This window comes from Sphingomonas sp. Leaf33 (assembly GCF_001421785.1).
GTDB lineage: Bacteria > Pseudomonadota > Alphaproteobacteria > Sphingomonadales > Sphingomonadaceae > Sphingomonas.
Map to the genome: position 1 here is coordinate 260,522 of NZ_LMLB01000017.1, position 12,274 is coordinate 272,795.

Sequence of the window (12,274 nt, forward strand, 5' to 3'; positions counted from 1 at the left end):
TCGGTCGGGCGATGACTTCGGTCGCCGATCCGCGGAAGAGCAATGTGTCGGGGACCAGGTCGGCGCGGACGTTCAGCGACGGGAGGAATTCGGTCCCCTCGCCACGGAACTGCACCGGCGCGGTCACGCCGGTCTGCGTACGATAGCCGTCGGCGATGGTGCGCGTGTTGACGACGCGCGCGCCGAGCGTACCGCTGATCGGCACGCCGAGATCGAACTTGAACGATCCCTGGAGATAGCCCGCGATGTTGCGCTCGGTCACCTTCCATGTGTTGAGCAGCGTCGGCGTCCCGAACGGGTTGGGCAGGCCGATCGCATCGACGAAGGCGTAGCCCGGCTGCAACCAGCCGCGGATGCCGCCGTCGTAGCCCAGGTCGCCGGTCTTGAAGAACGGGGTGTCGTCCAGCGTCATCAGCCCGGCAACCTGCTGGACACGGCCCAGCAGCGACGGGGTGGTGAAGCCGTCGATCGTCGTCGTCGCGTTGAATTCGCGGCTGTTCGCGGTGCCGCGACGGACCTGGTATCCGGCCTTCAGCGAGGTCAGCCAGGGCGTCGCGTTGCGATATTCGACGTCGCCCTTGTTCGCGAATTCGGTCTGGACGTTGATGACCGGGCGATATTGCGCGGTCACGCTGTTGATGCCCGCGGTCGTCGTCGGGTCCATCGGCAGCGTGATGTTCGGCGCCTGCTGGCCGTTCGCGTAATCGACGATGACGCGGCCGATGCCGATCGCGTCGGCGGTCGCGTTGATGTAGTTATTGTCGATCTTGGCGCGGGTGTACGACGTCAGCGTGTTGAGCTTCCAGTCGTCGACCTCGTAATCGGCGCCGATCGCAGCGTTCCACTGCGTGCGGTTGATCTGGCCCAGGATGTTGCGGTGCGACACCTGCAACCGGTTGGCGCGGGTGGCGGCGAGGTTATCGACGAATTCGACATGGCTGACGGTGTCGTCCGGGCCGATCCGCGTGTTGGTGCGGTCCAGCGTCGATCCGGCGGTCGTGACCTGCAGATACTGCGAGTTCACGTCCTGGTTGCCGCGGGCATAATTGCCCTGCACGAACGCACGGAACCCGTCCTGCGGGCGCCATTCGACGACGCCGTTGAAGGCATAACGCTTCGTATCGAGCCGGTTGACGATGTAGCGCGGGATATCGGGGAAGAAGTCGCCGCGGCCGTTCCCGTCCAGGTCGAGCGCCTGGAGCCCGGCGAGCGCGGGATTGCCGTCGATCTGCCGCCAACCAGTGGTGCGCGCCTCGTGGCTTTCGACGCGGCGGCGCTCGTACGTGCCCGACAGCAGCACGCCCAGCGTGTCGTTGAAGAACTTCTTCGATCCGATCAGCGCGAACTTGGGGTCGAGCGTCTTGCTAAGGTCGGTGTAGATGCCCTGCGCCGATCCGGCGAGGAAGCTGTCGTCCTTCGTGTCGAACGGGCGCCGTGTGATGACGCGCACCGTGCCACCCAGGCCGCCTTCGGTCATGTCCGGCGTCACCGATTTCACGACTTCCAGCCGGTTGACGAATTCGACCGGCAGATCGCGGAAATCGACGTCGCGCTGGCCGGCTGTGGTCGACAGCGCGGTGATGCCGTTGACCTCGACACGGTTCAGGTTGGCGTCGGCGCCACGGATGGTGATGCCGGAGCCTTCGCCGTTTGTCCGGGTCAGCTGGACGCCGGTCACGCGCTGCAACGCCTCGCCGATGTTCTTGTCGGGGAAGCGGCCGATGTCTTCCGCCGAAATCGCGTCCAGCACCTGCGGCGCGTCGCGCTTGGCGCTGAGCGCGTTCTGAAGCGAATTGCGGATGCCGGTAACGACGATGTCGTCGGTCGTCGTTTCGTCGGTCGCCTCGACCGGACCGGGATTGGTTACCGGCGTATGCGCCGGCGGCTGGGTCTGGGCCGCGGCGACGCCTGCGCCCAGCATCATCGACAGGGCCACGCTCGACACGGTGACCCGTGCCAGGACAGCTACGCTCGCCTTCATTCTCAACATCCTCTCAAGGCCTGCGACATTCCCCAATGGCGCCGGCGCACTGTCGTGCCCTCTGCGGGCAGCGTTAGAGGATCGGCAGGCAAGGGTCCAGCAAATATCGCATAGTGAAGGCGTGTCTCAACATATGATATGACTAACGCCAGCTGTCGAACCACGTCCAGCGGGCGAACGCCTGCTCGCTCGGCAACGCGGTCGCGGCGATGATCGGATGGAAATAGACGAACAGCGCGATCGCGATGACCGCGAACCACCAGCGCGAGCGGGGGCGGTCGGCGAGGTGAAAGGCCGCGGCAAGCGCGATGCACAGGAAAATGCCGCTCAGGTGGTAATAATAATAGAAGCCCAGGCTCTTGGGGATCACCGCCCATATCGCGATGCTGCCCATCCATAGCAGAGCGACACCGGTCGCGGCGCGGCGGCGGTGACGAAGGCCGTAGACCGCCAGCCACGCGACCGTGACCAGCCCGCCCCACATGATCGCCGGGTTGCCGAGATACAGGATGCCGCGGATCGCGCCGTCGACCGGTTCGTACAGATACCAGATCGGCCGCGCGGCGAACGGCCAGCTGAACCAGCTCGACTGATAGGGATGCGGGCGAAGCACCTGTGTCTGCTGCGCGTACATGGCGCGCTGGAACGGGATCAGCCGCGCCAGCGTCATCGCGCCGTCGCGGTACTGGAACGCCGGCCAGAACGTCGCGAGATAGGTAAGGGCGCTCGCGCCACCCAGGATCGCGAGCGCGGTGATCCGGCCGAGCCCCGACCACGCGGTGCCGTCGCGCGCGCGGACGGCCAGGAAGGCGAGCCCTGCGAAAGCGATATAGGGTGCCGCGGTCCATTTCACGCCGGTCGCCAGCCCCAGCAGCACCGCGCCCAACAGCCAGCGCGCGGCGATCCACCGCGGCGGCGCACGCATCGCCCACAGCAGCGCCGCGATGCCCAATGTCACGAAGGCGCCGAGGAACGGTTCGAGCATCGCGATGCGCGCGTGGACGAACAGCGTCATGTTCACGGCAGCGAACAGCGCGCCGTAGCTCGCGGTCGCCACCGACCCGAACAGCAGGAACAGGACCCAGAAGACGCCCAGCACGGTCGCGGTTCCGGCCAGCGTGGACATCGCCCGCCAGCCGAGCGGCGTGTCGCCGAATAGCCCCATGCCGGCGGCGATGATCGTCTTGCCGAGCAACGGATGTTCGGTGTTCGTCGGCCGCTCGCGCGCCGCGAGGGCGCGCGCGGCGGGGACGTAGTGCACTTCGTCGAACACAAGTTTCGATGGCCGCGTGACACCGACCGAGAACAGCAGCTGTGCCGCCAGCGCGATCAGGAGCGCAGCGACGGCGGGGCGGATGGCGATGGCGTGCATGGGTGCGAGAGGTTGCGCGCAGCGGCGGTGTCCGGCAAGGCGAAAGCCATGAAGCGGCGAACCGGACAGGACCCCTCGATCACGCGCCACTGGCGCCCGGCCACGCAGGCGGTACGCGGCGGCACCGCGCGCAGCGAGTTTGGCGAGACGAGCGAAGCGTTGTTCCTCACCTCTGGCTATGCCTACGATTGCGCGGGCGATGCGGCGGCGCGCTTTGCCGGCGAACAGGCGGGCATGACCTATTCGCGGTTGCAGAACCCGACGGTCGAGATGCTGGAGCATCGAATCGCGCTGCTGGAAGGGGCCGAGGCGTGCCGGACCATGGCCAGCGGCATGGCGGCGATGACCGCGGCACTGCTCAGCCAGCTGTCGGCGGGCGATCATCTGGTCGGCGGGCGCGCCGCGTTCGGGTCTTGCCGCTGGCTGACCGATACGCTGCTGCCGAAGTTCGGGATCGAGACGACGATCGTCGACGCGCGCGATCCCCAGGCGTTCGTCGACGCCAGCCGCGCGAATACGAAGGTCTGGTTCTTCGAGACGCCGGCCAACCCGACGATGGACGTGGTCGATCTGCGCGCCGTTTGTGGCCTGGCGCGCGACCGCGGCATCACGACGGTCGTCGACAATGCCTTTGCGACCCCAGCGCTCCAGCGGCCGATGGACTTCGGCGCGGACGTGACCGCCTATTCCGCGACCAAGATGATGGACGGGCAAGGCCGCGTGCTGGCCGGCGCGGTGTGCGGCACCGAGGATTTCATCACCAACACGCTGCTGCCCTTCACCCGCAATACCGGGCCGACGCTCAGCGCGTTCAACGCGTGGGTGGTGCTGAAGGGGCTGGAAACGCTCGACCTGCGCATCCGCCGACAGAGCGAATCCGCGCTGAAGGTCGCCGCCTTCCTGGAGAGCCGCGTGCCGCAGGTATTGTTCCCCGGCCTGCCAAGCCACCCGCAGCACGATCTGGCGATGTCGCAGATGGCGATGGCCGGCTGTATCTTTGCGATCCGGCTGGATGGCGGGCGGACCCAGGCGCATGCGCTGCTCGACGCGCTGCGGCTGATCGACATCTCGAACAACATCGGCGACTCGCGCTCGCTGATGACGCATCCGTCCTCGACCACCCATTCGGGCGTCGCCGAGGACAAGCGGCTGGAGATGGGCGTGACCGAAGGGATGCTGCGCCTGAATGTCGGGCTGGAAGACCCGCAGGACCTGATCGAGGATCTTGACCAGGCGCTGGCGGCGGCCGGGCTGTGATGGACGGCGGCATGATGGATGCGCTGTTTCCCCATGCCGCCGATACCGATGGCGTGGGCGTCCGCGTGGTCGTCAGCTACCTCGCCGACCAGTCGGAGCCTGGCCGCGGCCGCTGGTTCTGGGCGTATCATATCCGCATCGAGAACGGCTCGGATCGTACGGTCCAGCTGTTGACCCGTCACTGGATCATCACCGACGGCCGCGGCGCGCGACATTCGGTGGAAGGCGAAGGCGTGGTCGGCGAGCAGCCGGTGATCGTGCCGGGCGCGAGCTACGATTACGTTTCGGGCTGCCCGCTCTCGACGCCGACCGGTGCGATGCAGGGCAGCTACCGGATGATCGACGATACCGGGCGGACGTTCGACGTGGCGATACCGAAGTTTGCGCTGACCGCGCCGGCGGTGGGGGTGTGAGAATGATCCCCGTCCCTGTCCCCGTTCGCACTGAGCTTGTCGAAGTGCTGTCCTTCTTCCGTGCCGCCTGGCTTGCGGGACGAAGAGAAGGGCAGGGCTTCGACAGGCTCAGGGCGAACGGGTTAGGGGTAGGCGTCCAATGAAGCGTACCCACCTCCCCCTGAACGGCCTGCGCGTGCTCGACGCCGCCGCGCGCCATCTGTCCTTTACGCGCGCCGCGGACGAACTGGCCGTGACGCCCGCCGCCGTCGGCCAGCAGATCCGCGCGCTGGAGGAAACGCTCGGCACGGTCCTGTTCCGCCGCACGACCAAGGGGCTGGAGCTGACCCCGGAGGGCGAGGCCGGCCTTTCCGCGCTGCGTTCCGGCTTCCTGCAATTCGAGGAATCGGTGCGCGCAATGCAGGCGGGTCAGTCGTCGAAGGTGCTGACGATCGCCGCCCCGCGCGACCTGACCGCCAAGTGGCTGATGCCGCGCCTGGCCGAGCTTGCCGCTGCCGACCCCGCCCTGCGGTTCGCGATCGTCGCGGACGAGGAGATCGACTTCACCCAGGCTAATCTCGACCTCGCCGTCCGCTGGGGAACGGGTCCGGGCGAGCATGAAGGCGAGGCGCTGGAGAGCGACGGCATGGTCGTGGTCGCCAGACCCACCGGCGGGGCCGACACCGCCATCGCCTGGCCCGGCTGTATGGGAGAGGATGCCGCCGCGCTCGTCCGCGTTGGTGACGCGGGTCTCGCGATCGACGCTGCCGCCTCGGGCCTCGGCCGCGCCTGTGTCCCTGAACTGCTCGCGCGCGGCGATATCGCGGCGGGCCGGGTGGTCGTGGTCGGCGAACCGCGCGCGTCCGACACGGGCTATTGGCTAGTCGCGCCGTTGCCGCAGTGGCGCCAGAAAAAGGTCAAGGCGCTGGTCGACGCGCTGGCGACATGAGCGATCCGTTTCCCAATGCGCGGTTCGGCAGTGCGCGGTTGACGATGCGCCCGCAGGACGTAGACGACGCCGACGCGTTGTTCGAGGCGTACGGTGATGCCGAGCTGATGACCTATTGGTCGAGTGCGCCGCACACCGATGTCGCGCAGAGCCGCGACTATCTCGCGCAGTGCGAACCGCCGTTCACCTGGCGCGGCTGGACGATGCGTGAGCGCGCGACGGGTGCCATCGTCGGCACGCTGTCGGCGCGCGATTCGCGGCCCGGCGTCGCCGAGATCGGCTATATCGTGCTGCGCCGCTACTGGCGCACCGGCTATGGCCGCGAGGGCGTGTCGCGGCTGATCGACCTGCTGTTCTACGAGGGCAGCCGGCGGGTGACCGCCGATGTCGATCCCGACAATACCGCCTCCAACGCGCTGCTCGCGCGGCTGGGCTTCACGCTGGAGGGGCGGCTGCGCGCCGAATGGGAAACGCACATCGGCGTGCGCGACAGCCACATCTGGGGTTTGCTCGACACCGAATGGCCCGATGCCCGAGCTGCCTGACCCGCGGTCGGAGGACTATAAGCTCGCGCTTGCCCACGCCGTGCTGGGCCCGCACCGGCTGGGCCTCGTATTGGCCGCGGTCGGTGTGGTGATCGCGGTGATCCGCGGTACCGTCCTCCCCGGTATTCCGCGTCTGGTGCCGGTCCTGTTCATCGCGCTGGCGCTCGGGCTGATGGTCATCGGCACGCTGCGGCGTATCCAGATGCAGGTGCGGCACATGCGCAGCCAGCGCTGAAGTACGGCCATATTTCTTTCGTCATTCCCGCGACGGCGGGAAGAAATAGTCGCCGAAGCTGCTGAGACTCACTCAATTCAGCCAGACTTGATTCCCGCCTCCGCGGGAATGACAACCGAGAGCGTTGGTTCGGTTGCACCGTCGGGTCGCGTGTCCTACCTCCGTGACACACTAACGGAGACACCGCTACAATGACCGCCCCCAGCCCTTGGTCGCACGCGAAGCGCAGCGGCCTTGCCGACGATATCGACTTCGAGATCAAGGGCCAGGAGCTCCAGTTCGTCGAGATCGAGCTGGACCCGGGCGAAAGCGCGGTGGCGGAGGCCGGGTCGCTGGTCTGGAAAGACGCGAGCGTCGAGATGACGACCGTGTTTGGCGATGGCTCGGGCGGTGAGGGCGGCGGGTTCATGGGCAAGCTGCTGGGGGCGGGCAAGCGGCTGGTGACGGGCGAATCGCTGTTCACCACCGTCTTCACCCATCACGGCCGCGGCAAGGCGCGCGTGGCCTTTGCCTCGCCCACACCCGGCGCCATCGTGCCGCTGAAGCTCGACACGGTTGGCGGCACGCTGATCTGCCAGAAGGACAGTTTCCTGTGCGCCGCCAAGGGTGTCACGATGGGCATTCATTTCCAGCAGCGCATCATGACCGGCCTGTTCGGCGGCGAAGGCTTCATCATGCAGCGGCTGACCGGTGACGGTTGGGTCTTCGTCCAGTTCGGCGGCGCGATCATCGAACGGGAGCTGGCCGCCGGCGAGGAACTGCATATCGATACCGGGTGCCTTGCCGCATACACCCCCAGCGTCGACTTCGATCTGGTCCGCGTCGGTGGCGTGAAAAGCATGATCGTCGGCGGCGAAGGCGCCTTCTTCGCGCGCATGACGGGCCCCGGCAAGGTCTGGGTCCAGTCGCTCCCGTTCAGCCGCCTGGCCGGCCGGATGCTGGCGGCTGCGGGTGGGCGCGGCGGCAACCGGGGCGAGGGGAGCGTACTGGGCGGGTTCGGGGATTTGATCAGCGGGAATTGATGGTAGCGGTCGCCCGGTGGTGCCGACCCCTACTGCATCAGCTTGCCGGGGTGGGCGCAGGACGTGCGGCTGACGTCTTCGGTGAAGGATCCGCCGTCAGGTCCAGTACTTCCAGCCGTGGCTGTCCGGACCGGGTCCGTATGTTCGTACCCGTGGTGCCCGACGTCCAGCTGGACGTCATCGTGTAGCGTTCGACCCGCCGCATACCGTCCAGGTCGTCCGCCAGGACGATCGGCGCATAGCGACGCCGACTGACGGTATCCAGAACCGGAGTCACCCAGGTCTTCCTCAGCTTCGGGCTTTCGCGGAGCGTCTCCACCTCTTTCACTCGGCCATCGCTGCCGATCAGGAAAGTGACATCGACCCACTGGTCGTCGAAATCCTGTTCGGTCAACAGCCCGGCACGTGCGGGGTCGAAGAATGTGCCGCGATCGTTCATCAGTGGGGCGTAAAGCAGGATCGCCTTGTCCTGCTTGCGCGCGCCGTAATCGGCGGCGAGGGCGTCGATACCGCGCATATCGCCGCGTTGTGCGTCCAGTCGCGCATCGATCAGTTTTGCCGCGTCGCGAAAGCCCGACAGCTGCGGGTCGGTCGTTGCCAGCAGCGCCGCGGCGGATGCCTTGGCCTGGCGGAAGTTGGCGTCGCTCGCGCCATAACGCGCCTGCGGGTTGAGCTGGGTCGTCGGCAGACCGGCCAGCCCTGCCTCGATCAGCAGGATTCGCAGCATGGCGGTCCCCTGGGCACCAGGGCTGTTGAGGTCCTTCGCCTGTTCGACGACCTTGCGGTATCCCGCCAAGCCCATGTCGACCTTACCCTGTTTCATGAAGGCGTCGGCGACCTGCAGCCGTTGCAGCAGCACGCGGTCGTCGGTCTTGGACAAGCCGGCCTTCAGGGCATCGACCGCCTGAAGCTGTCCGCTCTTGACCCAGCGGTCCTCGCCGAGATGCGCGGAGATGCGTGCATCCGCCCGCCAGATGTTGGCGACCGCGACCGGATATTGCTTGGCCTGCCCATCGACCCGGCCGATCGTTCCGTGAAGCGTGGTGCGAGCGGCCTTGTAATCCCCCTCGACGAACTGGTTCTCGGCATGCGCGAGCGCTGCAGCGACCTCCTGATCGGGCGGACACTTGCGGACGATGCAGGCATCCAGCGCCTTCTTCGTCGCGTCCAGCCGCGTGGCGGTGACCACGATCGTGCGATCGGTATCCTCGGTAGCTTGCGTCGGAGCGGTCGCTGTCTGGGAAGCTGCGAGCAGGATAGCGAGCATCGTCACGGCGCGGGTTTCTTTCTGAAAGACAGCGGCTCCTTTGAAGAAGCGTCGCTGACACGATCGACATCGACGAAGGATCGTCGAACCGGGGGCAAAGTCAATCGTGGCGCACGCGGATTTACGACCGATCCGGCGCGATCGCGTGATGACGTCTCACGCGTCGATCGCTTCTTCTTCCAGCCTCGCGGCATTTTCCTGGATGAACGCGAAGCGGTGCGCCGGGTTGTTGCCCATCAGTCGGTCGACCAGGTCCTTGACCTCTGCGCGCTCCTCATATTCCTGGGGCAGGGTGATGCGGAGCATACTGCGGGTTCTGGGGTCCATCGTTGTTTCGCGCAGCTGGGCCGGGTTCATCTCGCCCAGCCCCTTGAAGCGGGCGACATCGACCTTCTTGCCGCGGAAGTCCTTGGCCTCGATCTGCGCGCGGTGCGCGTCGTCGCGGGCGTAGAGCGATTTCGCGCCCGCGGTCAGGCGATAGAGCGGCGGCTGTGCGAGATGCAGGTGCCCACGGCGGACCAGGTCGGGCATTTCCTGGAAGAAGAAGGTCATCAGCAACGTCGCGATATGCGCGCCGTCGACATCGGCGTCGGTCATGATGACGATGCGTTCGTAGCGCAGATTGTCGGGCAGGCAGTCTTTGCGCGTTCCGCAGCCCAGCGCCTGGATCAGGTCGGCGATTTCCTGGTTGGCGATGATCTTGGCGCTGGTGGCGCTCGCCACGTTCAGGATCTTGCCGCGGATCGGCAGGATCGCTTGTGTCTTGCGATCGCGCGCCTGCTTGGCCGACCCGCCGGCGCTGTCGCCCTCGACGATGAACAGTTCGGTGCCCTCGGGGCTGTCGGCGGCGCAGTCGGTCAGCTTGCCGGGCAGGCGCAACTTGCGGCCCGATGTCGCGGTCTTGCGCTTGACCTCACGCTCCTGCTTGCGGCGCAGGCGGTCGTCCATCCGGTCGAGGACATAGCCGAGCAGCGCCTTGCCGCGTTCCATGTTACCGCTGAGGAAATGGTCGAAATGGTCGCGCATCGCGCGCTCGACCAGGCCGGTCGCCTCGGGGCTGGTCAGCCGATCCTTGGTCTGGCTCTGGAACTGCGGCTCGCGGACGAAGACGGAAAGCATCAGTTCGCTGCCGACCATCACGTCGTCGGCGGTCAGATCCTTCGCCTTCTTGTTGCCGACCAGGTCGCCGAACGCGCGCATTCCGCGGGTCAATGCCTGGCGCAGGCCCTGTTCGTGGGTGCCGCCGTCCGGCGTCGGGATGGTGTTGCAGTACCAGCTGTAGCTGCCGTCCGACCACAACGGCCACGCGACTGCCCATTCGACGCGGCCCTGCCCGTCGGGAAAGTCCTGCGCGCCCGAAAAGAAGCTGCTGGTCGCGCATTCGCGGGTGCCGAGCTGTTCCTTGAGGTGATCGGCGAGGCCGCCGGGGAACTGGAAGACGGCTTCCGCCGGGGTATCGTCGGAAATGACCTCGGCCGCGCATTTCCAGCGAATCTCGACGCCGGCGAACAGATACGCCTTCGACCGCACCAGCTTGTACAGCCGCGCGGGCTTGAACATCAGGTCGCCGAAGATCTCGTCGTCCGGCGTGAAGGCGACCGTCGTGCCGCGGCGGTTGGGCGTGCCGCCGAGATGTTCGAGCGGACCAAGCGTCTGGCCGCGGGCGAAACGCTGGCGGAACAGTTCGCGGTTGCGCGCGACCTCGACGACGGTGTCCTTGCTGAGCGCGTTGACGACGCTGATGCCGACGCCGTGCAGGCCGCCCGATGTCGCATAGGCCTTGCCGGTGAACTTGCCGCCCGAATGGAGGGTGGAGAGGATGACCTCCAGCGCCGACTTGTCCGGAAACTTCGGGTGCGGATCGACCGGGATGCCGCGGCCGTTGTCGCTGATCGTCAGGCGATTGTCGGTGCCCAGCGTCACTTCGATCCGCGTGGCATGGCCCGCGACCGCTTCGTCCATCGCGTTGTCGAGCACTTCGGCTGCCAGATGATGCAGCGCGCGTTCGTCGGTGCCGCCGATGTACATGCCCGGCCGCCGGCGCACCGGCTCCAACCCCTCCAGCACCTCGATCGACGAAGCGTCATAGTCGGTCGGCGGAGCGGATTTGGACGCGAACAGGTCGGAAGCCATCACCGCGTTATAGAGGGGTGGGGCACGCGCTGCCAAGCGGTTCGCCCCGAAAGGTTGTCCCTCGGGGCGCCGCGCTGAGTGTGGCATGAATGTCACGTCCGGAGCTTTGTACGACTTGATGCAGGATACAAATCGCCAGGTGCATCGTTCGGGGGCGGAAGTGTCGGATATTGCGACAGTGGAATGATCGGGGCGTCGTCTGTCGTCCCATCTGTCTTTGGAAAAAAGGGACCAAACTTCATGACGAAAATGGCATTTGCCGCGCTCTTCGGCACCGCCGCTATGGCTGTCGCCGCCCCCGCGTTCGCGCAGGACACGACCGAGACCGGGCGCTTCAGCGGCGTCTACATCGGCGCATCGGGCGGCTACGACATCCAGCGCAACGACGTCGGCTCCACCATCCAGTTCGATCGCAACCTGGACGGCACGTTCAACGACACCGTGACCACGTCGACGGGCGCCAACGCCTTCTCGCCGGGCTTCTGCAACGGCCGCGCGACCAGCTCGGCGAACACCGCCTGCGCCAACGACAAGGACGGCTGGGCCTACAACGCCCGCGTCGGCTTCGACATCCAGTCGGGTCGCTTCGTCGTCGGCGCGGTCGGCGAATTCGGCAAGAGCGAGATCAGCGACAGCGTTTCGGCGTTTTCGACCACGCCGGCCAGCTACACGATGACCCGCACGCTCGACTGGGAAGCCGCCGCTCGCCTGCGCGCCGGTCTGGTCGCCGGTGACAGCACGCTGTTCTACGGCACCGGCGGCGTCGGCTACGCCCGCATCGACCGCGAATTCACCACCAGTAACACCGCAAACGCCTTCGAAGGCCGCGGCAAGCGCAACCAGTGGGGCTGGCAGGCCGGCGGCGGTCTCGAGCAGCTGCTGGGCGACAACTTCTCGGTTGGCCTGGAATATATGTTCCACAGCTACGACGACAACGACTACCGCGTCCGCGCGACCCGTGGCAGCGCGCCGGCGACCAACCCGTTCGTGCTCGCGCCGAACACGACCGGCACCGACTTCAAGCGCCTTGACGAGAAGTTCCGCTGGCACAGCATCCGCGCGACCGCGGCGTTCCGGTTCTAAACGGGCGGCTGTGGGCTTGCGCAAGCAAGCGCCACGTC

General features: G+C 66.8%; 11 protein-coding genes. 7 read left to right on the forward strand and 4 right to left on the reverse strand.

From position 1 onward, the window contains the following. Together ASE86_RS14415 and ASE86_RS14420 are read right to left on the reverse strand one after the other, a co-directional pair. The coding region (locus ASE86_RS14415; RefSeq protein WP_235524127.1) for a TonB-dependent receptor at positions 1-1,981 on the reverse strand (1,981 nt) is incomplete at its 3' end. 142 nt (positions 1,982-2,123) lie between these two features. Further along, complete coding sequence (locus ASE86_RS14420) at positions 2,124-3,353, reverse strand: phospholipid carrier-dependent glycosyltransferase (RefSeq protein WP_056428428.1); 1,230 nt, start codon at positions 3,351-3,353, stop codon at positions 2,124-2,126. A gap of 48 nt (positions 3,354-3,401) precedes the next feature. On the opposite strand from ASE86_RS14420, the gene ASE86_RS14425 reads away from it, so the two are divergent. From ASE86_RS14425 to ASE86_RS14450, 6 genes are all read left to right on the forward strand, one after another. Then, a complete protein-coding gene (locus ASE86_RS14425; protein ID WP_056428431.1) occupies positions 3,402-4,610 on the forward strand; it encodes a trans-sulfuration enzyme family protein in 1,209 nt (402 codons plus the stop codon). Positions 4,611-4,624: 14 nt separating this feature from the next. Next, positions 4,625-5,023: a Co2+/Mg2+ efflux protein ApaG gene (gene apaG / locus ASE86_RS14430; RefSeq protein WP_056429074.1), complete on the forward strand. Its 399-nt coding sequence runs from the start codon at positions 4,625-4,627 to the stop codon at positions 5,021-5,023. Between the two features lie 139 nt (positions 5,024-5,162). Continuing rightward, entirely contained in the window at positions 5,163-5,951 is a 789-nt protein-coding gene (locus ASE86_RS14435; RefSeq protein ID WP_056428432.1) for a LysR family transcriptional regulator, read from the forward strand. Further along, complete coding sequence (locus ASE86_RS14440) at positions 5,948-6,496, forward strand: GNAT family N-acetyltransferase (protein WP_056428435.1); 549 nt, start codon at positions 5,948-5,950, stop codon at positions 6,494-6,496. Before ASE86_RS14435 ends, ASE86_RS14440 begins: the two co-directional genes overlap by 4 nt. Beyond that, positions 6,480-6,731 carry a hypothetical protein gene (locus ASE86_RS14445; protein ID WP_056428438.1) on the forward strand — a complete coding sequence of 84 codons (252 nt, stop codon included), beginning with the start codon at positions 6,480-6,482 and terminating at the stop codon, positions 6,729-6,731. Before ASE86_RS14440 ends, ASE86_RS14445 begins: the two co-directional genes overlap by 17 nt. 191 nt (positions 6,732-6,922) lie before the next feature. Then, positions 6,923-7,753 (forward strand): TIGR00266 family protein, encoded by an 831-nt coding sequence (locus tag ASE86_RS14450; RefSeq protein ID WP_056428442.1) that lies wholly within the window; start codon positions 6,923-6,925, stop codon positions 7,751-7,753. Between the two features lie 37 nt (positions 7,754-7,790). Here ASE86_RS14450 and ASE86_RS14455 read toward each other — a convergent pair whose 3' ends face one another. Both ASE86_RS14455 and parE read right to left on the reverse strand, forming a co-directional pair. Beyond that, complete coding sequence (locus ASE86_RS14455) at positions 7,791-9,026, reverse strand: hypothetical protein (protein ID WP_056428445.1); 1,236 nt, start codon at positions 9,024-9,026, stop codon at positions 7,791-7,793. Between the two features lie 150 nt (positions 9,027-9,176). After that, entirely contained in the window at positions 9,177-11,153 is a 1,977-nt protein-coding gene (gene parE / locus ASE86_RS14460; protein ID WP_056428448.1) for a DNA topoisomerase IV subunit B, read from the reverse strand. A gap of 240 nt (positions 11,154-11,393) precedes the next feature. Here parE and ASE86_RS14465 point away from each other — a divergent pair, with 240 nt between their 5' ends. Next, a complete protein-coding gene (locus tag ASE86_RS14465; RefSeq protein WP_082441949.1) occupies positions 11,394-12,236 on the forward strand; it encodes an outer membrane beta-barrel protein in 843 nt (280 codons plus the stop codon). Positions 12,237-12,274: the final 38 nt, after the last annotated feature.

Bases quoted from the DNA above. Each gene is read 5' to 3' on its own strand.
- apaG (WP_056429074.1), top strand. From the start codon at position 4,625: ATGGATGCGCTGTTTCCCCATGCCGCCGATACCGATGGCGTGGGCGTC.
- ASE86_RS14445 (WP_056428438.1), top strand. From the start codon at position 6,480: ATGCCCGAGCTGCCTGACCCGCGGTCGGAGGACTATAAGCTCGCGCTT.
- parE (WP_056428448.1), bottom strand. From the start codon at position 11,153: ATGGCTTCCGACCTGTTCGCGTCCAAATCCGCTCCGCCGACCGACTAT.
- ASE86_RS14420 (WP_056428428.1), bottom strand. From the start codon at position 3,353: ATGCACGCCATCGCCATCCGCCCCGCCGTCGCTGCGCTCCTGATCGCG.
- ASE86_RS14440 (WP_056428435.1), top strand. From the start codon at position 5,948: ATGAGCGATCCGTTTCCCAATGCGCGGTTCGGCAGTGCGCGGTTGACG.
- ASE86_RS14425 (WP_056428431.1), top strand. From the start codon at position 3,402: ATGAAGCGGCGAACCGGACAGGACCCCTCGATCACGCGCCACTGGCGC.
- ASE86_RS14435 (WP_056428432.1), top strand. From the start codon at position 5,163: ATGAAGCGTACCCACCTCCCCCTGAACGGCCTGCGCGTGCTCGACGCC.
- ASE86_RS14465 (WP_082441949.1), top strand. From the start codon at position 11,394: ATGACGAAAATGGCATTTGCCGCGCTCTTCGGCACCGCCGCTATGGCT.
- ASE86_RS14450 (WP_056428442.1), top strand. From the start codon at position 6,923: ATGACCGCCCCCAGCCCTTGGTCGCACGCGAAGCGCAGCGGCCTTGCC.